At 64.2% G+C, this 21797-nt stretch carries 17 protein-coding genes and 1 pseudogene; 13 read left to right on the forward strand and 5 right to left on the reverse strand.

Annotation, left to right across the window (positions count from 1 at the left end):
• The first annotated feature begins 53 nt into the window (after positions 1–53).
• Both LJE63_11885 and LJE63_11890 read left to right on the forward strand, forming a co-directional pair.
• The gene (locus tag LJE63_11885; protein MCG6907306.1) at positions 54–548 is read left to right on the forward strand and encodes a TRAP transporter small permease; all 495 of its coding nucleotides are present in this window, start codon (positions 54–56) and stop codon (positions 546–548) included.
• Complete coding sequence (locus LJE63_11890; protein ID MCG6907307.1) at positions 545–1849, forward strand: TRAP transporter large permease; 1305 nt, start codon at positions 545–547, stop codon at positions 1847–1849. Before LJE63_11885 ends, LJE63_11890 begins: the two co-directional genes overlap by 4 nt.
• Before the next feature lie 43 nt (positions 1850–1892).
• Here the strand turns inward: LJE63_11890 and LJE63_11895 are convergent, their stop codons facing one another.
• From LJE63_11895 to LJE63_11905, 3 genes and pseudogenes are all read right to left on the reverse strand, one after another.
• Positions 1893–4868, reverse strand: a complete 2976-nt coding sequence (locus tag LJE63_11895; protein ID MCG6907308.1) for a PAS domain S-box protein — start codon at positions 4866–4868, stop codon at positions 1893–1895.
• An 83-nt stretch (positions 4869–4951) separates the two neighbouring features.
• A complete protein-coding gene (locus tag LJE63_11900) occupies positions 4952–5791 on the reverse strand; it encodes a DMT family transporter (protein MCG6907309.1) in 840 nt (279 codons plus the stop codon).
• A gap of 205 nt (positions 5792–5996) precedes the next feature.
• A pseudogene (locus LJE63_11905) lies at positions 5997–6302 on the reverse strand (septal ring lytic transglycosylase RlpA family protein).
• Between the two features lie 551 nt (positions 6303–6853).
• Here LJE63_11905 and LJE63_11910 point away from each other — a divergent pair.
• The 10 genes from LJE63_11910 to LJE63_11955 all read left to right on the forward strand — a co-directional run bounded on the left by LJE63_11910 (position 6854) and on the right by LJE63_11955 (position 19122).
• On the forward strand, positions 6854–7177 hold the full coding sequence (locus tag LJE63_11910) for a cupin domain-containing protein (protein MCG6907310.1): 324 nt from the start codon (positions 6854–6856) through the stop codon (positions 7175–7177).
• A gap of 337 nt (positions 7178–7514) precedes the next feature.
• Positions 7515–9962 carry a PAS domain-containing protein gene (locus tag LJE63_11915; protein ID MCG6907311.1) on the forward strand — a complete coding sequence of 816 codons (2448 nt, stop codon included), beginning with the start codon at positions 7515–7517 and terminating at the stop codon, positions 9960–9962.
• A gap of 628 nt (positions 9963–10590) precedes the next feature.
• Positions 10591–10971, forward strand: coding sequence for an RNA-binding protein (locus LJE63_11920; protein ID MCG6907312.1), 381 nt, complete (start codon positions 10591–10593; stop codon positions 10969–10971).
• 601 nt (positions 10972–11572) lie between these two features.
• Positions 11573–12475 carry a response regulator gene (locus LJE63_11925; protein MCG6907313.1) on the forward strand — a complete coding sequence of 301 codons (903 nt, stop codon included), beginning with the start codon at positions 11573–11575 and terminating at the stop codon, positions 12473–12475.
• A 41-nt stretch (positions 12476–12516) separates the two neighbouring features.
• Positions 12517–14466, forward strand: coding sequence for a DASS family sodium-coupled anion symporter (locus LJE63_11930; protein ID MCG6907314.1), 1950 nt, complete (start codon positions 12517–12519; stop codon positions 14464–14466).
• Between the two features lie 223 nt (positions 14467–14689).
• Positions 14690–15409 carry an SDR family NAD(P)-dependent oxidoreductase gene (locus tag LJE63_11935; protein ID MCG6907315.1) on the forward strand — a complete coding sequence of 240 codons (720 nt, stop codon included), beginning with the start codon at positions 14690–14692 and terminating at the stop codon, positions 15407–15409.
• The gene (locus LJE63_11940) at positions 15406–16641 is read left to right on the forward strand and encodes an FAD-dependent oxidoreductase (protein ID MCG6907316.1); all 1236 of its coding nucleotides are present in this window, start codon (positions 15406–15408) and stop codon (positions 16639–16641) included. Before LJE63_11935 ends, LJE63_11940 begins: the two co-directional genes overlap by 4 nt.
• Positions 16638–17375, forward strand: coding sequence for a DUF1365 domain-containing protein (locus LJE63_11945; protein MCG6907317.1), 738 nt, complete (start codon positions 16638–16640; stop codon positions 17373–17375). Before LJE63_11940 ends, LJE63_11945 begins: the two co-directional genes overlap by 4 nt.
• On the forward strand, positions 17372–18631 hold the full coding sequence (locus LJE63_11950; GenBank protein ID MCG6907318.1) for a cyclopropane-fatty-acyl-phospholipid synthase family protein: 1260 nt from the start codon (positions 17372–17374) through the stop codon (positions 18629–18631). Before LJE63_11945 ends, LJE63_11950 begins: the two co-directional genes overlap by 4 nt.
• Complete coding sequence (locus tag LJE63_11955; GenBank protein MCG6907319.1) at positions 18628–19122, forward strand: DUF2878 domain-containing protein; 495 nt, start codon at positions 18628–18630, stop codon at positions 19120–19122. Before LJE63_11950 ends, LJE63_11955 begins: the two co-directional genes overlap by 4 nt.
• A gap of 40 nt (positions 19123–19162) precedes the next feature.
• Here LJE63_11955 and LJE63_11960 read toward each other — a convergent pair whose 3' ends face one another.
• Entirely contained in the window at positions 19163–20203 is a 1041-nt protein-coding gene (locus LJE63_11960) for an ADP-ribosylglycohydrolase family protein (GenBank protein ID MCG6907320.1), read from the reverse strand.
• A 110-nt stretch (positions 20204–20313) separates the two neighbouring features.
• Positions 20314–21024 (reverse strand): SDR family oxidoreductase, encoded by a 711-nt coding sequence (locus tag LJE63_11965; GenBank protein MCG6907321.1) that lies wholly within the window; start codon positions 21022–21024, stop codon positions 20314–20316.
• A gap of 463 nt (positions 21025–21487) precedes the next feature.
• Here LJE63_11965 and LJE63_11970 point away from each other — a divergent pair.
• Positions 21488–21797: CBS domain-containing protein (locus LJE63_11970; protein MCG6907322.1), on the forward strand; the 310-nt coding region annotated here is incomplete at its 3' end.

A 21797-nucleotide genomic window follows, 5' to 3' on the forward strand; every position in this document is an offset into this window, starting at 1 on the left:
CCCCAGGACCCCGGGCCAAAGGCGCCCGGGGCCGTCTCCGGACCGCAACCGCCATGGAAAAAGCGCTCGCAAAACTGATCGGTTGGATCAACCGCTGGCTGGTTCTCTCGGCCGGGGTGTTTCTGGTGGGCATGATCCTGCTGACCTGCGCCAATATCGGGCTGCGGATCGCCTGGCTGCCCCTGCGGGGGACCTTCGAGCTGATGGGCTTCTTCGGCGCGCTGGTGACCGCCTTGAGCCTGGCCTACACCCAGGCCCAGCGCGGCCACATCGCCGTGGACGTCCTGATCAACACCTTCCCGCCGGTGGTGCGGCGCCTGCTGGGTCTCATCAACAGCGCCGCATGCGCCGGCTTTTTTGCCCTGGTTGCCTGGCAGCTGGCCGAGAAGGCCGCGGTCCTGCGGCAAACCGGAGAGCTCACCGAAACGCTGCGGGTGCCCTACTATCCTTTCACCTACGGGGTGGCGGCGGGCTGCGCGATGCTGGCGGTGGTGTTTTTGGCGGAGCTCCTCAAGGGGCTGCGCCCCATCCGGGGGGACCGCCGATGAGCCTTACCTGGGTGGGGATATCCGGCATCGGGATCCTGATGTTCATCCTCTTTTTTCTGGGCATGCCGGTGGGCTTTGCCATGGCCATGGTGGGTTTCGGCGGCTTCTGCTACGTGGTCTCGCTCAAGGCCGGACTCAACATGGTGGGCGCGGTCTTTTGGACGACCTTTTCGCAGTACGGCTTGACGGTGATCCCGCTGTTTATCTTCATGGGCCAGATCGCCTATTATTCGGGCGTCAACGAGAAGCTCTACACCGCGGCCTACCGCTGGGTGGGGCATATCCGCGGCGGGTTGGCCATGGCCACCGTGCTGGCCTGCTCGGCCTTTTCCGCCATCTGCGGCTCCAACGCGGCCACCGCCGCGACCATGTCCACGGTGGCGCTGCCCGAGATGCGGAAATACCGTTACAACCCGAAGCTCAGCACCGGGGCCGTGGCCTGCGGCTCCACCCTGGGGGTGGTGATTCCGCCCAGCGTGGTGCTGATCGTGATCGGACTTTCCACCGAGCAGTCGATTGCGCGGCTCTTTTACGGGGGGATCGGGGCGGGCATCGCCCTGACGCTGTTTCTGCTGGGGACCGTTTTTCTAATGTGCCGGCGCCACCCCGACTGGGGCCCGGTGGGCCCGCGCTTCAGCCGCGGCGAGCGGATCGCGGCGCTTTCCGGGGCGCTGGAAATGGCGGTCCTCTTTCTGCTGGTGATGCTGGGCCTATATTTCGGGGCCTTCACGCCGGCCGAGGCCGGCGCTGCCGGCTCGTTTTTCGCCGTGGCGATCAGCCTGGGCCGGGGGCTGCTCTCCTGGCAGGGCTTTTCTTACGCCGTCAAGGACACCCTGCGGATCTCCTGCATGGTGATCGCCATCGTGGCCGGCGCCGTGATCTTCGGCCGCTTCCTGACGGTCACGCGCATCCCGTTTGAGATTGCCGCCTGGGTGGTGGGCCTGCCGGTGCCCAAGGTGACCGTGATCGGCATCATCTTCGTCATCTACATCATCGGCGGCGCCGTGATGGACGCCCTGGCCCTGCTGCTGATCACCATCCCGATCTTCTTTCCGGTTGCCACCCAGCTGGGCTACGACCCCATCTGGTTCGCGGTCACGATCACGGTGATCACCACTCTGGGGGCCGTCACCCCGCCGGTGGGGGCGACCACCTACGTGGTCGGCGCCATGGCCAAGGACGTGCCCCTGGAGGACGTCTTCAAGGGCACCGCCTACTTCCTGCCGGCCTACGTCCTCTGCATCGTTCTATTGATGCTCTTTCCGCAGATCGTGACCTTTCTTCCGCGCCTGATCCCCTGAAGCGGTTTAAAGAAGCCGGCCTGGGGGCACTGCCCCAGCCCGGTTATTCGGCGACGGCCGCCTGGATCTTTTCGGAAAGCTGGCCCATGTCGAAAGGCTTCTGGATAAACCCGTTGCAGCCCCGCGCCAGGATCTCGCTGGCGCGGCCGTCGATGCTGTAGCCGGAGCAGAGCAGCACGCGCACCGCCGGGTCGATGGCCTTGAGGTGGTCGTAGGTCTCGCCGCCGTTCATCCCCGGCATGATCATGTCCAGAATCACCAGGGTCACCTCATCGCGGTGCGCGCGGTAAAGCGCCAGCGCCGCCTGACCGCTTTCGGCGGTCAGCACCCCGTAGCCGAGCTTCCGGACCATGGCGGTGACCACCTCTAAAATCACCGGTTCGTCGTCCACCAGCAGAATCGTCCCCGATCCCTGGTGAAGCTCTTCCGGCAGCGGCGGGGCCTCGGTGACCGCGGTCTCGGTGGCCGGCAGGTAGACGTGGAAAACCGCCCCCTCGCCCCGGCGGCTGAAGACGGTGACGGCGCCGCCGTGGTTCTGGACGATGCCGTAGACCGAGGCCAGCCCCAGGCCGGTGCCGCGCCCCCGCTCCTTGGTGGTGAAAAAAGGGTCGAAGATGCGCGGTTGGATGACGGGGTCGATCCCCTCACCGGTGTCGGCCACCGCGATGCGGACATAGCGCCCGGCGGCCAGACCCAGGGGCCGTGCGACATCCTCCGCCAGATCCCGGTTTTCGGTTGCAACCTCCAGGGTCCCCCCGGCGGGCATGGCCTGCCAGGCATTGACGAACAGGTTGAGCAGCACCTGTTCGATCTGGCTGCGGTCACCGGCCACGGACCAGACCGCCTCCTGGAGGTTGGTCTGAATGTTGATTTCGCGGTGGGTCCGACCGAACATACGGCTGCAGCCGGCGATCAGTCGGTTGAGGTCCACCGGCTTGACGACGTACTTGCCCCCGCGCGCAAAGCCCAGCAGCTGCCGGGTGAGATCGGCGGCGCTGAGGATACAGGCGTCGATGCCCTTCAAGTTTTCGCGGTGCCGGGGCGGGAATTCGGGATCGCACATCATCAGTGAGGTGTGCCCCTGGACCCCCATCAAAAGGTTGTTGAAATCGTGGGCGATGCCGCCGGCCAGGGTGCCGATGGCCTCCATCTTCTGGGCCTGCTTGAGCTGGGCCTCGAGCCTTTCCTTCTCCGCAAAGGCCGCTTTCAACTCGCTGATGTCGCGGGTCACCAGCAGCAGATGGGGCTCATCGCTGATCACCAGCGGGCGGCCGGAAACCAGCCCGGGCAGCACCCGGCCGTCCTTGGCGCAGAAGTCGATCTCCGTGCTGAGCACCTGTCCGCTGCGCCGGAGCTCGGCCATCATCCGCTTGAGGTCGCCGGGGTTTTGCCAGATGCCGATCTCCAGGCTCGTCCGGCCGATGACCTCCTCCCGCTGGAAGCCGGTCACCTGGCTGAAGGCCTGATTGACGTCGCTGTAGGTGCCGTCGGACAGGCGGGTGAGGGTCACCGGGTCAGGCAGCGTCTGGTAGACCGCCCGCAGCCGCTCCTCGCTGGCCCGCAGGGCGATTTCGGCCTCTTTGCGGGCGCTGATGTCGGTGTACACCGCCACAACCCCCTGCAGTTCGCCCTTGACCATGATCGGTGTGCCCGCTGCGATCACCGGGATGGGGCGGCCGTCCTTGGCGTAGCGGACCGTTTCCAGCGGCTTGAATTTTCCGCCGGTCAGCACCAGCCGGGTGATCGCCGCGGCTTCCGGGTAGACGTCCGCGCGGGCCACCAGATCATCCAGATTACGGCCGACGGCCTCCTGGAAGGTGTAGCCGAAAAGATTTTCGGCCCCGGGGTTCCATTCCAGAACGCGGTGCTGGGTATCCAGCGTAACGATGGCGTCGGGGGCATGGAAAAGAATCGACTCCAGGAACCTCTGGCGCTTGACGAGCTCCTCCTCGGCCTGCTTGCGGGCAGTGATGTCCTCGGCGATCCCCGTCAGGCGTGTCACGCGGCCGTCCGCCGCCGAGATGGCCACCCCGCGGTCGGCGATCCAGCGCACCGCGCCGTCGGGGCGCACAATCCGATACTCGCGGGTCTCCGCCCCGCGGGTGGCCGCGATGCGCGCCAGCCAGCCCTCGGCCGCCTCGCGGTCATCGGGGTGGATGCTGCGGGCCCACTCGTTATAATCGGCCAGCAACGCCGCCGCCGGGCGTCCCCAGATGGCTTCGTAGGCTGGGCTGGCGTAGACCATTCGCTGCGCCTCCCAGTCCAACAGCCAGAAAACCTCGCGCACATGCGCGGCCATTTCACGGAAGCGCTCCTCGCTCTGGCGCAGGGCGTCCTCGGCCTGACGGCGGTCCTCGATTTCCTGCCGCAGCTGGGCATTGATCCGGCGCAGCTCGCCGGTGCGCGCCCGGACCCGCGCCTCGAGGGTTTCCTGGGACTGCTGGAGGGCGTTTTCGGCCCGTTTGCGGGTGATTTCAACGGCCGCGAGATTGCCCAGCAGGAAAAGGGTATCCAACTGCGAAGCGTCAAAATCGGTCCGACGCCGGTTGAAACCATAGAGCACCCCGAGGTTCTGGTCGCCCATCTGGATCGGGACCCCCATGCCGGAGATCAGCCCCTCGGCGGCCACGGCGGCCCTCAGCTCGGGGTCAAGGCCTTCAAGCTCGGCATAATTCGGCACGATCCGGCCGCGGCGTGCCCTGGAGACCAGCCCGGCCAGCCCATGGCCGCAGGGGATGCAGAGTTCTTGCATGGGCGTGGAGCGGATTCCGGCGCTGACGTGCATGCAAAAAGCACCGCGGTCTTCATCGCGCAGGGCGATGAAGGCCGCCTCGACCCCCAACAGGCGCCGGCAGATGGCAACTAACTGTCTCAGGTTGTCATCCAGGCTGTGGTCGGCGGTCATGGCCACGGCCAGGTCGTAGAGCACCCGAAATTTCTGCAGCTCCCGGGCCAGGGGGGCTTCCACCCTGGGGTTGGCCGCGGTTTCGGGCTCGCCGCTTTGGATCTTGATTCCCATCCGCGCTCCCGTCGCTGGTGGGTCGCCGTGAAGAATTCGAACCGGGACTCGGGCCTGTGGGCAGCGGGTCCAAAAACGCCGCGCTATCCGGCCGAGATCAGCGCAACGCCGCAGATGGCCAAGGAGATCCCCGCCAACTGAACCCGTTGCGGCCGCTCGCGCAGGATCACGGCCGCCAGGCTGACCGTGACCGCCGGGTAGAGCGACCCCACCACCGAGACCACACTCAGCATGCCCTGGGTGGTGGCCAGACTGAAGGCGTATACCCCCAGGGCATCCAGTACCCCCACCCCCAGAATGGCCGGCAGGTGGCAACGCGCCGCACCCAGTGCCGGACGGGTCACCAGGACCACCGGCAGGAGGCACAGCCCCTCGGAGAGCCGCACCAGCAACGCGGCCCAGAGGGGGTCCGGACCGCTGGCGAGATCGATCAGGATAAAAAAGCTGCCGAAGGCCAGGGCCGCCCCCAGCGCCAACCCGGCGCCGGCGGCGATGCTGGCGCCAGCCGCGCCGGCCCCCTTTTCCCGCACGGCCATCACGGCACCGATCACGGCCGCCGCCATCCCGGTCAACTGCAACCCCGATGGGTCGTCGCCGCCATAAAGGCCCATCAGGACCGGCAGGGCCACCCCGGTTGCGCTGACCGCGGCGACCATCGCCATGGAACCGATCGCCATCCCGCGGAAAAGGCACAGCAGCCCCAAAACCCCCACCACACCGGCGGCAGGCGCGAAAAAAAGGACCGGATCCGCCGGCGGCGGCATGCCCCGCACGGCCACCAGAACGGCCATCAACACCAACCCGCTGAGACACGAGAGCGCCAGAACGCTTAAGACCGGCACCACCCGGCTTTTGAGGCCGCCGATGAAATCGCCGATCCCCCAGCCCAGACAGGCGGCAAAGGCGAGGCTCAGCGCCAGCATGCAGCCCACCCCCCCGGGTTTGGCAGATGGGGTGCGCCGGCCGCCGCGGCCTCCTGGCGTAAAGAACAAGGGATCATCAAAGCCTCTTTGGATCTACTCGGGAAAAGCCGTCCGGAAGCTTCGCCGGCCGACGGGCGGCAGCCCCGCAAAAAACCCAGCCACACCCGGACTAACCTTGATGGATCGGTAGACGGAACTGTCAACCATCCACCGCAATCGCCGCCACCCGCACGCGGGCGATGCCCGCCTCGTAAAACCCCAGCCGGCGCGCCGCCGCGGCACTCAGATCGATGATCCGGCCGTCCACGAACGGTCCGCGGTCGTTGACGCGCACGACGATGCTGCGCCCGTTTTGCAGGTTGGTGACCCTGGCGTAGGTCGGCAGCGGCAGGTGCTTGTGGGCCGCCGAGAATTGGCTCGGATCAAAGGCCTCGCCGTTGGCGGTCATGTGGCCGCCCGGGCGCTTGAGAGTTTCGTTGCCGTACCAGGAAGCGACCCCGGTTTCACGGTAGCGGCCGGCTTCGGCCAGGGACATCGGCACGTAGCGCCGACCGTTGACGACGTAGGGCGACATTTTAACCCGCCCCTGCCGAATCGCCTCCCGGGGCGTGAGACCGTCAATGGTTTCGACTTCCTCATGGGTAAGCGGCCAGACCAGCGGCGCCATCACCACCTTGAAGGTGTAGCCCCCCACCCGGCAGACCGCCTTGCCGACCCCGATGGCGGCGCAGGTCGCCAGTTTCCCTACCGCGTAAGTGGCCTTGCCCGTCCCTCGGGCGGCACGCCAGGTGGTGTCGAACATCCCGCAGGCTGAAAGCAGAACCGGCGCCAGCACAACCCAAGAGGTGACCCGTGGAAATTTGGCGAGGCGGGGGTGGGGATATCCTTCGGCTTCGCTGGGCACGCAACTCTCTCCAAAATCCGGGGGCGTGACCGGCCGGAAATCGGCAGCCCCTGTCAGAATCGGTTTGACACCCGCCACCGGCCGGCCTATGGTGAGATTTCTGCAACAGGCCGGATCCGCAATGCGATTCCAATCTCCAGGTGAGGGGGCAGCTTCCCATGTTTCAACCACAAAATGGCGACGGCTACAAGAGCATACTGGACAAAATCAGGCAAAAAACCCTGGTTTATGGCGAAAAGACCCTGCTGGCCGAATTCCGCCTGGCCAAGGGCGCGGTGGTCCCGGCCCACCAGCACCCCCACGAACAAACCGGCTACCTGGTATCCGGCCGACTGGAGCTGACCATCGGCGGCCAATGCCACCTGGTCACCCCCGGCGGCAGCTGGTGCATTGCCGGCAACGTGACCCACAGCGCCGTGGCCCTGGAGGATGCGGTGGCGGTTGAAGCCTTTGCCCCCGTCCGCAAAGACTATCTGCCCTGAGGGCGCCCCCGCAAACGACCACCGTTGGCCGCCCTGCAGCGCCGGCGCCGCGGCCGACTTCGCCGCGATGGCCAGCCAAACCCCCGCCAGTCCCGCCACAGCCGCCGGACGGCGCTGCACAGAGCCTCCCGCAACCCCTGCCGCCGATTATTTTGGATTTGGGTAAACCCCCTGGCGATCCGATGAGATAAAAATTCGAGCCGGTCGCGGGCGGGGCCCCAAACGGCGGCGGAACCCCCCAGCAGCCGGTCCCCTGTGAAATACAACGCTTGCCGGCTGGAACCGCGTCTGCGCGCCAACGGGCGGCCACCGGCAAGTGAAGACGACCCGAAATCGGATGAAACTCAGCCTACCCTTTAAAATCTCCCTTTTCTATGCCGGCTGCGGAAGCCTCTGGATGCTTCTAGCCGACCGGACCCTGGCGGCCCTTTCCATCCCCGCGGCGGCTGCTTTGCAAAAATACCAGGGCTGGGTGTTTGTTCTGCTGACCACCCTGGCCCTGTGGGCCTTCGCCCGGCGCCAGGTGGCGGGGCGGCTGCGGGGGGAGGCCGCCCACCGTGAAACCGAACGGCAGCTGGCCTCCTTCGCGGGCGCCGCCAGCGACGGCTTTCTGTTGCTGGATGAAAACCTCACCATACTGTTTGCCAACCCGGCCGCCGAGAAAATGAACCGCATGGGCCGTCCCCTGGTGGGCATGCAACTGGCCGATCTGTCGCCCAGCGCCGTGTCCCAGGGACGCATCGACCAGTACCGCCAAACGCTTCGCTCGGGAAACCCGGTGAGCTTCGAGGACGTCAGCGTGGAGTTGCCCTCCGGCAGCCACCACCTCGCCATCAGCGCCTTCAAGACCAGCGAGGGCATCGGCTTGATCCTGCGGGACATCACCGCCCAAAAACAGAACGCCATGGAGCTCAAACGCCAGAAAACATTCCTGGTCAAAATCCTCGAAAGCATCCAGGGCGGCATCAGCGTCATCGACCGGGACCTCTCGATTGTGATGACCAACCAGGTCATGCAGCGCTGGAGCGCGGACTGCGCCCCCATGGTGGGCCGCAAATGCCACGAGTGCTATCCCGCAGACGCCCGGGCCTGCGATCCGTGCCCGGCCCGGCGCTGTTTCCAAACCGGCCGCAGCGAGCGGCAAATCAAGCCGGCTCCTCCCGGGCTGGGGGCGGAATGGATCGAGGTCTTCTGCTACCCGATCCAGGACGAAACCAGCGGCGAGATCACCGGCGCCGTCAAATTCGTTCGCGACATCAGCGAACAGGTCAAAACCGAACGGATGTTGCGCAACTACGAGAAGATGGTGATGGCCTCCAACGATCACCTCGCCATGGTGGACCGCCATTACCTTTTTCAGGCCGCTAACCCCACCCTGGCCAGTTTTTTGGAGATCCCCCGGGAGGCCCTGGTCGGCGCCTCGGTCCCCGCCATTTTCGGCCCCTCGTTTTTTGAACAGCGCCTGAAGGCGGACGTCGACCGCTGCCTGAACGGCGAGGAAATTCGCCACAAAGGTTGGTTTGCCTCCAAAACATCCGGCAAGCGCCTGATGGACATCGCTTTTTATCCGATATTAGAGCACGGCGGCCAGGTCCAGGGAATGGCGGTGATCGCCCGCGACATCACCGAGATCAAGCGCCTGGAGGAACAGTTCATCGAAGCCCAGAAGCTGGAGGCCATCGGCACCCTGGCAGGCGGCATCGCCCACGATTTCAACAATCTCCTGATGGGCATTCTGGGCCACACATCCCTTCTGCTGGCCACCGCGGATATGGCCGCCGGGGCCGCGGCACACCTCAAGGCCATCGAGGAATGCACCCGCAGCGCCTCGCACCTCACTACCCAGCTGCTGGGCTTCGCCCGGGGCGGCAAATACGAGGTCAAGACCACCGACCTGGCCCAGCTGATCCAGTCCGAGAGCGCCCTTTTCGCCCGCACCCGCCGCGAAATCCGGGTGGAAACGGTCTGCAGCCCGGACCTGCGGCCAGTGGAGGGCGACCGCAACCAGATCGCCCAGGTGCTGCTCAACCTTTTCGTCAACGCCTGGCAGGCTATGCCCGCGGGCGGCAGCCTGCAGATCAGCGCCGACAACGTCGTGGTGGATGCCCCAAAGGCCCGGGCCTGCGAGGTCGCCCCGGGCCCCTATGTGCGGGTGGCCGTCCGTGATACCGGCGTGGGGATGAACGCCGAAACCCGCCAGCGGATATTCGAGCCTTTTTTCACCACCCGCCGCCGCGACCGGGGCACCGGGCTGGGGCTAGCCGCGGTTTACGGCATCGTGCGCAACCACAAGGGGTTCATCACCGTCAGCAGCCTGCCCAACAAGGGAACCACTTTTGAAATTCTCCTGCCGGCCTCAGACCCCGCGCCGGCCCCGCCGGAGGCGCCACCCTGCCAGGACCCCGGGATCGGCAGCGGCCGCGGCAACGTGCTGCTGGTGGACGACGAGGAAATGATCCTCACGGTGGGCAAGGCCATGCTGGAGAAATTGGGCTATAGCGTCCAGACCGCGCTTTCGGGGCAGGAGGCTTTGGCGGTTTACGACCAGCAAAAAGAGGCACTGGACCTGGTCATCCTGGACATGATCATGCCCGATGCGGGCGGCGATGAGACTTTTGACCGACTGCGGGTCATCAATCCGGCAGTACGGGTGCTGCTCTCCAGCGGCTTCAGCCTCGAGGGCAAGGCCAGCCAAATCATGGCGCGCGGCTGCAACGGTTTCATTCAGAAGCCTTTCTCACTGAACGCACTCTCCCAGAAAATCCGGGAAGTCATGACGGCCTGACGGCGGCCGGTTCTGCGGTCCGAAACCCAGCAGGGCGGAAGCGGTCCGGGAAAAAATAGAATTTTTAGGCCTCAGCCCCGGCGCCCGCTCCCCCCGGCCAAATCTCCGACTGCCGCCTCTGACAGGGGCAAATGGCATTAAAAAAAGAAGGTTAAGACGGTTTCGCCCCTGCTGCGCTGCCCGATGGGGCAGCGCGGCGGCGACCTTTCGCACCCAGCACCGGGTCCCGCCAGCGGTTCCAAAGAAAAAAACCCTTGCCCCAATCCCAATCGTGCCGGATAATAATCTTAGACGTGCAAGAAGCGGCGACGCCCATCGGCGGGAGTTGCGCCTGCCCAGCCGCCCGAACCCCAACAGTTGGTAACACGCGCGGCGCCACCCCCGGCACTGCTGGAAAAATTCGCTTTTCAGTCGCGGCCAGAGGCGGTCCGCTTGTCCATCCGCCGGAGATCCCGTGGAAACAACCTGCCAGTGGAAGCATTAGAAAAGCAGGCCTGAACAGACCCATTTTGAAGATTCTCTACCCCAACGCCCCCCAATTATCCGGGGCATCATTTTTGGCAATCGTGAGCCCCCAAATGCCCAAATCGTGAAACGATTTGGCGCGCCATCGAAAAGGAGTGCCGCAATGAACATCTATGTCGGGAATATGTCGTACAACGTGAATGAGGAGGATCTGCGGGGGGCTTTCGAGGCCTTCGGTAAAGTCGATTCGGTCGCCATCATCAAAGACAAGTACAGCGGCGAATCCAAGGGCTTCGGTTTTGTGGAGATGCCAACCGCAGCCGAAGGCCAGGCGGCCATCGAGGGCCTCAACGGCAAGGAGTTCAAGGGCCGCACACTGACCGTCAACGAAGCGCGCCCCAAAGCTGAAGGCGCCAGAGGCGGCCACGGCGGCGGCCGGGGTGGGGGCTACGGCGGTGGCGGCGGCTACGGTGGCGGTGGCCGCGGCGGCGGCTACGGTGGCGGCGGCCGTGGCGGGGGCGGCGGCGGTCGCGAGCGGCGCTGATTGACCGTCTTCAAACTGCTGCAACACCTGTCGACCCGGCGGCGCTGACCGCATCCTGCGGCGCCGCCGGGTCACATGCCGCCCAAGCGACGGCCGACGGACCCCGTTGGCCTCGCGCCGAGCCCTGCCAATTCCACTGCGGACCTGCAGCCGCAGCAGCACCTGCCCACCGCCCCGCGGACCCCTGAAAAACCTCTCCCCATTGGGTCGCCCAGCAACCCAAAGCGAATCCCCCCAGAAGCGTAAATCATTGCCCCTTCAGGTCGTAAAAAAACCCGACACAAGCCGGCCGCAGCCGATTTTCCGAAAACGGTCTTGAGTGATCGAATTTTATGCGATTTTAGCGGGTTATCAATCTTTCGATTTTTGCCGGTGCTGGCACAGGACTTGATAAACATGACCCCCAAGAACCGGGGAAATGTGGCATTCAGCGGTCTTCTGCGGCCCGCGCGACACCCGCCCCGACTCTCTGGGGAGGTGCCGACCAGTGACGGCCGCCGGGCGGGCGGAAGACGCCGGGGCGAAGAATGGATTTTTGCAACCTGTAAAAAATGATGACACCGTCCCGGATGCACTGCCGAATCAGACAAGGAGGATTGAAATGCAGCAAAAAATTAGGGTCCTCATGGTGGATGACGAAGCCCAGTTTCGGGCGACGACATCCAGAATCCTCACCAAAAAGGGCTTTGCGACCACCATTGCCGGCAGCGGGGAGGAGGCGCTGGCCATCCTGACCCAAAACCCCCAGGATGTGGTCATCCTGGACATCAAGATGCCGGGCATGGATGGACACGAAGCCCTGGGGGAAATCAAAAAATTACGCCCGGAAACCCAGGTGATCATGCTCACCGGCCACGGCGCCGAGGCCTCGGCCAAAGCTTCCCAGGTCAAAGGCGCCTTCGACTACCTCAGCAAGCCGTGTGACATCGATCTTCTGGCCCTGAAAATCAACGAAGCGTTCAAGACCTCCCACAAGGATTTGAAAAAGGAGGAGAAAACCGCCGGCAGCATCATGATCCACGTGGAAGACTACAGCGCCATCGGGCCCCAGCAGACCGTGCGGGAAGCCATCGAGGCCCTGATGCGCTCATTCAAATCCCTGGTTTCCTCCAGCCGCCTGATGGAAACCGGCCACCGCTCCCTGCTGGTCTGCGACGAAAGCCAAGAGGTGATCGGGATGCTGAGCATCCTCGACCTGATCCAGGCGGCCCGCCCGGCCTACCTGAGCGCGGCCAAACCCTCCATGGCCGACAGCATGCAGTATTCGCGCATGTTCTGGAGCGGCCTTTTTACGACCCAGGTCAAGGCCCTGGCCGACAAAAAAGTTGAGGAGGTCATGTCCGACACCCCGCCGTGCCTGGACGAGGACACCAACCTGATGGAACTGGCCGATTTCATGTACACCGAGCAGGTGCGGCGGGTGCTGATCACCCGCCAGGACAGAGTCGTCGGCGTGGTGCGCGAACAGGAGCTCTTTTTTCAAATGGCCGACATCATCATGTGACCGCATGGACTGAACACCGATTGATAGGGAGGAGGAGTTTTATGGATCCATCCGCCAAAATCGACGATACCCGCGCCACCGCCGGGAAGGTTGCGGGGTCTGATGCGCGCTCGGGGGCAGGAGCGCCCGCAAGCCGCAAATCCGCCCTCAAGAAAAAGAAGGCCACCGGCTACGACAAATACGTCGATTGGAAGCTGTTCGTCATTCCACTGGTGCTGCTGTTCGGCATTCTGTTCATGCCGACCCCCTACAGCATGAAGGACGTGGGCACCGAATACAATGTCGGCCCCAAGGCGGTGACCGTCTATCTGGCCAAGGAGCTGTTCGATCTTCAAACCTCCGATTTGGAGCAGTGGCAGCTGGTCACAGTCCAGATCATGGACCACAACATGCGCATGGGGGCTCTGGGAAAGGACCGCTTCCTGAAAAGGGACGCCAGGTGGCTCAGGCAGAACAAGATCCAGAGCGACACCACCAATCTCGCCCGGGCCCTGAGCTGGGTGGAGGAAAACGTGGCGCCCGAGCGGTTTCGCAGCCTGATGCAAAACGCCCTGGAGCTGCGGCGCGACGGGCTCAAATACGAGGAGCTGTCCGATAAGGACCGGCAGGCCGCCGACAAGGGCGCCTGGCACATCCAGGTGGCCATCGGGATGGGGGCCTTTGTCGTTTTCTGCTTTTTGACGGAGTGCATCCCCCTTCCGGGGGTGGCCTTCTGCATCGGGCTGCTGCTGGTCTTTACCGGCGTCACCTCGCGCCAGGAAGTGGCCATGCTCTACTGGGATGACGCCGTCTGGTTCATCATGGGCAGCCTCATGTTCGCCGCGGCCTTCGTCAAGACCGGGGTGGACAAGCGGGTCTGCCTGGCCATGTTCAAAAAGCTGGCGGTGCCCAACGTCAAGTGGATCACCCTGATCTTCTTCGTCATCATCTCGCCCCTGGCGGCGGTCATCTCCGACCACGCCCTGGCGGCGATGTTCCTGCCGATCGCCATGCTGCTCTACCAGAACAGCCTCAGCGACGAGGTCCCGGAAGACCTGGAGCTGGGAAAGATGATGATGATCGCCATCGCCATGGCCTGCAACATCGGCGGCCCCGGCGCCCCCTCGGGCGGCGCCCGCAACGTGATCATGATGACCTATCTGAACGACATGTTCGGGATGGATATCGGCTATTTTGAGTGGATCACCTACTGCATGCCCTATCTTTTCATCATGATTCCGCTCACCTGGCTGCTGGTCAACTGGCAGTTCAAGCCCCGCATCCGCTCCCTGGCACCGGCCATGGAACACCTCAAAAAGGAAATCGACAAGATGGGCGGCTGGAACCGAAACCAGATCAGCGCCCTGATCATCTTCGTGGTCATGGTCTTCGGCTGGTTCACGGAAAAGACCTTCTATCAAAATGGGATCCTGCCCATCCGCCTGGGCCTGGGGGTTTTGGCCATGGCCGGTGCGGTGGCCTATCTCCTGGCCGGCATCGTCAACTGGCGCGACTACCAGGAAAAAGTGGACTGGGGTGTCGTCTGGCTGTACGCCGGGGCGATCATTTTCGGTCGCACCCTGGACGGCACCGGCGCGGCCTACTGGCTGGCCCGCAGTGTGATGGACCTGCTGGCCCCCCTGGGGATGAATGCCGGTCTGCCGCTTATGGCCGTATCCAACGGCATCACGGCGGTTATGACCAACCTCATGGCCGATGGGCCCGCCGCGGCGGCCGTGGGGCCAATCGCCCTCAACATGGCCGGCTTGGCCCATCCGGGCACAACCTTCCTGCCCTTCATGGCCATGTCCACGGCGATCGCGTCCTCGTTTGCCTTCATGCTGGTGATCGGCACCCCGCCCAATGCCATCGTCTATGCTAGCGGCTATCTGGAGCCCAAAGACTTTCTGCGGGTGGGCATCCCGCTGTGGTTCATCGCCAACATCGTGCTGCTGCTGCTGACCGCCGGCTACTGGATGCTGCGGGGGTTCGGGGCCCTGCCGAACTTCTGACCGCGTTTGTCGGCCCGGCGCCTTTTCGGCCCGTGCGGTTTTCAGGACACGGGCCGAAAAGAGGGCCTGAAAGCGCAAAATCACCTGATTTTGCGCTTTTACCGGTCCCTCGAAATTGACAGCCCCGCAAAGGATGAAAAGTTTTGGAACAAACTTAAAGAATTTCCGCGACCCCGGGGGGTGGCAAAAGGGGAAGCCACCCCCAAAGCAAGAAGGCGGCACCATGAAAATTCTCATCACCGGCGCCACCTCCGGCATCGGCCGACAGCTGGCGCTGGACTATCACCGCGAGGGGCACGAGGTCTGGGCGCTGGGCCGCAGCCGGGAAAGGCTTGCGGCCCTTGAGAGCGTGGGCCTCAAGACCGGCGCGGTGGACCTCTTGAACCGCGAGGAAACGCTGAGCTGGTTTTCGGGGCTGGAGGTGATCGACCTGGCGATCCTCTCGGCCGGGTCCTGCGAGTACATCGACCTGCCCGTCTTCGACAGCGCCCTGCTCAGCCGGATGATGCGGGTCAACGTCGAAACCATGGGCCACAGCATCGAGGCGCTCCTGCCGCTTTTGCGCCGCAGCCGGGCGCCGCATCTGGTGGGGATCGGCTCCGGAGCGGCCTATTTGCCCCTGCCGCGGGCGGAGGCCTACGGGGCGTCCAAAGCGGCCGTCGCCTACCTGCTGGAGACCTTGCGGATCAGCCTGTTCAGGGAAAAGATCGCGGTCAGCCTGGTATGTCCGGGATTTGTCCAAACACCCCTGACCGACCGCAACGATTTTCCGATGCCTTTTCTGATCAGCAGCGCCCGGGCCAGCCGGGCGATCCGCAGGGGAATCGCCCGCAGACAGCCGGAAATCCACTTTCCGCGGCGTTTCACCTATATTTTGAAGGCCCTGTCGCTCCTGCCGGATGTGCTCTGGCTGCGGCTGGCCCAAAAGATGGTCCGGTCATGAAGCAAATCGCCGTCATCGGCAGCGGCATCGCCGGGCTGACCAGCGCTTACTACCTCTCCCGTCGCCATGCGGTGACGGTGTTCGAGGCCAACGATTACATCGGCGGGCACACCCACACCGTCGACGTCTCCCTGGCGGGCGAAAAAAGCGCCATCGACACGGGCTTTATCGTCTTCAACGACCGCACCTATCCCAATTTCATCCGACTGCTGGAGGAACTGCAGGTGGCTTACCAGCCAACGGAAATGAGCTTTTCGGTGCGCAACGATGCCATCGATCTCGAGTACAACGGCAGCGACCTCAATCGCCTCTTCGCCCAGCGCGAAAACCTGCTGCGCCCGGCCTTCTGGCGGATGCTGCTGGACATCGTGCGCTTCAACCGGGCGGTCAGGCGGGAGGCGGCCCGCCCCGGCGCCCGGACCATCGGGGATTACGTCCAGCGGCAGCACTTCGGGGCGCTCTTCGCCGACAATTACCTGCTGCCCATGATCGCCGCCATCTGGTCCATGGGCCTTCAGGACGCCAGGGACTTTCCGCTGCAGTTTTTTGTGCGCTTTTTCGAAAATCACGGTTTGCTGAACCTCGTCGACCGTCCCCAGTGGTACACGATCGTCGGCGGGTCGCGGGCCTACATCGCCCCTTTGACCGCGCCGTTCAGGCAATCCGTTCGGCTGAAGACCCCGGTGACGCGCCTCCAGCAGGCCAACGGCGGCATCAAACTCACCAGCCGCGCGGGGACCGAGACCTTTGACGAGGTGGTGGTCGCCTGCCATGGCGACCAGGCCCTCGCCCTGCTGGCCGAGCCCGGCGCCCAGGAGCGAAAGGTGCTGGGGGCCCTATCCTGCACCGAAAACCGGGTGGTGCTGCACACCGATACGCGCCGCCTGCCCCGGCGCCAAAGCGCCTGGGCCAGCTGGAACTACTACTGCAGCGGCAGGCATGCCGGCCGGGCCACCCTGACCTACAACATGAATATCCTGCAGCGTCTGAATAAACGGCAGCCCTATCTGGTCAGCCTGAACCAGGAGGTCGCCGAAGACAAGGTCCTGGGGCGCTTCACCTACGCCCACCCGATGTTCAATCCGGCCGCAATCGAAGCCCAGCGGCAGTGGCACACCATTTCCGGCATCGATCACGTCCATTTCTGCGGCGCATACTGGTTCAACGGCTTCCACGAAGACGGCGTTAAAAGCGGCCTGCGGGTCTGCCGCGCCCTGGGGATTGAACCATGAAACCCGCGCTCTATGTCGGCACCGTCACCCACCAGCGCTTTATCCCCAGGCGTCACCGTTTCCGCTACCCGTTTTTCATGTGGTACCTGAACCTCGACGAGATCGACCGCCTGCCGGACGTGGGCCGCTGGTTTTCAGCCCGGCGCTTCGCCCTGAGCCGGTTCCAGCGAGCCGACTATCTCGACCGACCATGGGAGCCGCTGCACCTCAGGGCCAAGACCCGCATGCAGGAACTGACCGGGCGGCCGGTCAGCGGCCCGGTCTGCGCACTCCTCAATCTCCGGACCCTCGGGCTCTACTTCAGCCCGGTCAATTTTTATTTCGGCTTCGATCGCAGCTCCCGCCCGTCGCACTTTCTGGCCGAGGTGTCCAATATTCCCTGGAACGAGCGCCATCTTTACAGCCATTATCTGGGCAGCGGTCCGCCCGCACCGATGCATGCCAAGGCGTTTCACGTGTCGCCGTTCAACCCCCTGAACCAGTATTACCGTTGGCAGATCAGCCCCCCCGGCAAACGGATCAGGATCGGGATTGCGGTCCACGATCCCCGCGGCCGGGTCTTCGAAGCCAGGCTGGACCTAACACGCCAGCCCTTCAACTCGGTCTCCGTAAGACGGCAGCTGCTCAGAAAACCGGTGATGACCGCCGCCATCGTCTCGGCGATCCACTGGCAGGCGCTCAGACTCTACGCCAAAGGCGTGCCCTATGTACCCTACCCCAAGGAGACGACATGAGAGACCTCACCCACCCCTCACGGCGCCCTCGGGCTACCCTTTTACAGGGCCTTCTGCCGGACTGGTCCAGATCCCTGCTGTTTAACCTCCTGGCCAACCTGCGCTACGGCCAGATCACCTTTCACGATCAGGACGGCGCCCGCACACTGGGGCAGCGGCCGCAGCTGCAGGCGACGATCACGGTGCATGACCCGGCCTTCTACCCCCGGGTGCTCTTCGGCGGATCGATCGGTGCCGGAGAAGCCTATGTGGACGGCCTCTGGGAAACCGACAGCCTCGCCACCCTGGTGCGCATCATGGTGCGCAACATGGACCTGCTGGACCGCATGGAGCAGGGCCTCGCCTGGCTGCTCTGGCCCTACCAGCGGCTCCGGCACCTGCGGCGGGACAACCACCGTCAGGGGGCGAAGAAAAATATCCTGGCCCATTACGACCTGGGCAACGACCTCTACGGGGCGTTTCTGGATCCGACGATGATGTATTCGGCGGCGATCTACCCCCGGGAGAACAGCAGCCTGGAGGAGGCCGCGCGTTTCAAACTGGACTATATCTGCCGCCGGCTGCAACTGACACCCCAGGACCGGGTGATCGAAATCGGCGGCGGCTGGGGCGGCTTCGCCATCCACGCCGCCGCCAATTACGGCTGCCATGTGACCACCACCACCATTTCCGATGCCCAGTTCCGGGAGGCCCAGCGGCGGATCGAGGAGGCGGGCCTCGGCCACCGGATCACCCTGCTGCAAAAGGATTACCGGGATCTTAACGGCCGCTACGACAAGCTGGTCAGCATCGAGATGATCGAGGCCGTCGGTCACCGCTACCTGCCCGAATTTTTCAGAAAGTGCGGCGCCCTGCTGCGGCCTGAGGGCCTGCTGCTGATCCAGGCGATCACCATCGCGGACCAGAAATACAGCCAATACGTGCGAAACGTGGATTTCATCCAGCGCCACATCTTTCCCGGCGGCTGCGTACCCTCCATTACCCGCATGCTCTCCCTGATCACCGCCAAAACCGACCTGGTGGTGCGCAGCATCGAGGATTTCGGCTTCGACTACGCCCGCACCCTGAGGGACTGGCGCAGCCGTTTCCTCGGGGCTTACGATGCGTTGAAAACACGCGGTTACGACGAACGCTTCAAGCGCCTCTGGGAGTTCTATCTGGCTTACTGCGAGGGCGGGTTTCGGGAGCGGGCGCTTAGCGTGGTGCAGTTGATGGCCTCCCGCCCCCTGAACCGCACCGCTTTGAGGCGCCTATGAACTGGCTGGTCAATCTGGCCATCTACGAGGGCGCCTGGTTCGCCTGCGTACTGGGCGGGGACGCCCTGGCATGGGTCGCCGCGCTGCTCCTGGCGGTTCATCTTTACCTGACACCCTGCCCCAAAGCCGACCTGCTCCTGGCAGGTGCCCTTTTGCTCGTCGGCCTGGTCCTGGACGGCACCTTGAAGGCCGTCGGCTTCTTCAGCTTCGACTCGCCCATCGTACCGATACCGCTCTGGCTGATGGGCGTATGGGCCACGTTTGCCACCTTGCCCAACCACAGTCTGGCGTGGCTCAAAAACCGCCTGCGGCTGGCGGCGGTCCTGGGGGCTGTTGGCGGGCCGCTGGCCTATTGGGCCGGGGTCCGGATGGGGGCGGCGACCTTCAACTGGCCGCTGCTGCCCTCCCTGTTTCTCCTGGCGGTGATCTGGGGGATTCTCATGCCCGGGGTGATGCGCCTCAGCAGCCGTCTGGCGCCCGAGCGCGGATAGCGCGCCGGCAGCTCTTTGAAATTCGCCGTTTGGGGTCTGCTCAGACGGCAGCCATCGGCCCGGGCGTGTTCAGTGTCGGGGGCGGGTGCAGCAGGCCCCTCCGCCAGCGGTCGGGTATGGCGGCCACCCCGTTGGCCGCACCCAGCAGGGCGCCCAGAACGGCGCCGCGGCCGGCGTTGTCGCCCCCGAGATTGGTGTTGACCACCAGGGCTTGTTCCAGGTCGGCGGCATACTTCAGGGCCAGGTAGGCAATGGCGGGGATGGCGTCTTCGACGTAGCAGGCCGGACTGAGGCGCTGACCGATGACCACGTCGTCGGGGTGATTCAGCCACTTCTCCAGGGGGTGTCCCAGAAGCGGGTTGACTTGGCGCCGAATGATGTCCGTCAGCACCCGGCCCAGCGGAGCGCCGCCCAGCACCGGTAGCAGAACGTCCAGCAGAAAGGCGCCGGCAGCCTCCATTCTGGGTCCTAGATGGGTGAGGTGCAGATGCTCCAGGGCCTTGGCACGCGCAGCAGGTGGTGAGTCGGCATAGAAGACCGCTACCGGGATCATGCCGATGATCCCGCTGACATGTTTTTCGGCCACCCCGCAAGCGGTGGGGGGGCTGCCGGTGGCATAATGGGCGAAAAAGCGGCGGTGATACTCCTCCACGTAGGTGTCGGCGTGGCTGCCGGGCGTGGTCATGTACCGGATGTAATCATCGGCGAAGGCCTCGGCGCGATAGGCGCGGTGCTGGTTGAGGCTTTCGATCAAAAGCACGCAGAGTTTAAGGTTCAGAGTGTTTTCGCCGGCTTGCAGGAACTGGTGGTAGTGGATGCCGGCCCGGCCCCAGAAGCGGGCCTGTGCATGCAGGATGTCGCCCTTCGGCCCGGAGGGCCGGTAGCTGGAGCGCCACAGGATGCTGTCGGGATGGGGATTGCGGGGCGCCAAATAGTCGGTCACATACCCGTAGTCCCGGGCCAGTGCCTGGCGGTTGTAGTACCAGTGCACGGGCATGGCCAGGGCATCACCGATGAACATGGCCGTCAGCGCGCCGGCGCGCCGCTGGGAGGGGTTGATCGCGTGGTCGGATAGACTCATGGGAAAACGACCTTCCTTGTCGGCCTGTAATGTAGTGTGGCGCTTTTAAGGGTTTAACGGCACCGTCGCGTTGACGGATTCCAGGCGCTCAGGATGGGCAAATGTCAGGGTCATCTGAAGGTCTTCAGCGCCCCCATGCCGCCGTCCACGTGAAAGATTTGCCCGGTAATCCAGCCGGCCGCCTGACGCAAGAGGTAGCACGCAAGGCCGGCGGCATCCTCGGCCACCCCGATGCGGCCCAGTGGATGGCGTTCGGCCGCCGCCCGGCGCTTCTGATCGCTGGACAGCAGACCGGCGGCCAGGCCGGTGTCGGTCAGGGAGGGAGCGATGGCGTTGACGCGAATGCGGGGGGCGAACTCCGCCGCCAGGGCCCGCGTCAGCCCCTCCACGGCACCCTTGGCGCTGGCAATGCTGCTGTGAAAGGGCATTCCGGTTTGAACGGCCACCGTACTGAAGAGCACGATGGATGCGCCGGGAGCCTTTTTGAGGGCGGGCAAACAGGCCTGGATGGCGCTCACGGCCCCCAGCAGATTGGTTTGCAGCTCGGTCAGGAAATCCTCGCGCGTCAGCCTCTGAAAGGGCTTCAGGGTGATGGAGCCCGGACAGTAGACCAGCCCATCGAGGGGCACGGGGATCACCTCCGGGGGGACGTCGCAACGGGCGGCATCAAAGGCGAAGCGCTGCACACCGTCCCCGTCCCGCGGTCCATCCGCCTGGCGCGAGCTGTAGCTCACCATGGCGTCCTCGGCGTGCAGCATCGCCACCAGGGCCTTTCCGATGCCGCTGCCGCCGCCAAAGACGATGAAATTTTGGGATTTCACGGTCAACACCTGTCAAATTTTTGGATGAAAACGGCGGCGGTTTCGACGCCGCCAGGCGGATGCCCGGTCTTACGGGTAGCCGCCGAAGGGACGGTGGGATTACCCCGAAACGGCGACTAACGCCGAAAGACTAGCGGCACTCTCCCGGCCCGGGGACGGCGAGCGATCGATGCCAGCGAAAATGTCCCTGAGGCGGTCAGCGCCATCGCAGCCGTGATCGCCGCAAGGGACATGCCCCCGTTTAACCCGGTCAGAACGGCCAGCGCGAGACTTGCCAGGACGACTATAACCAGCGCTGCGTTGACAGCGTTTAAGTGACAAAAGTTCATCGCACACCTTCCAACGATTGCTGATGGAGGGGAGGAAAGCAGGCTCCAGCCGGCATCACCGGCGTGCCCGACAAAAGCCGTTTATTCGTGAACAACCCAAACATAGCCATTCATACCCCGGAGGCAACAGAATCATGAAAACAATCCAAGTCAAAGATTTGATGGTTTCGCTGGCGGATTACGCGACCGTGTCCCAGGACGCCACCCTCTACGATGCGGTCCTGGCCCTGGAGGAGGCTCAGAAACGATATGAAAGCGATCTCAGCCCCTATCTGCACCGGGCGGTCCTGGTCTACGACGAGAACAGGAAAATCGTCGGCAAGGTCAGCCAGCTGGACATTTTGATGGCCCTCGAGCCCAACTACAAGATCGTGGATCTCAACAAGTTGTCGCGCTTCGGCTACAGCCTGGATTACATGCAGTCATTTGCCAAGACCGGCCTCT

This window comes from Desulfobacteraceae bacterium (assembly GCA_022340425.1).
GTDB lineage: Bacteria > Desulfobacterota > Desulfobacteria > Desulfobacterales > JAABRJ01 > JAABRJ01.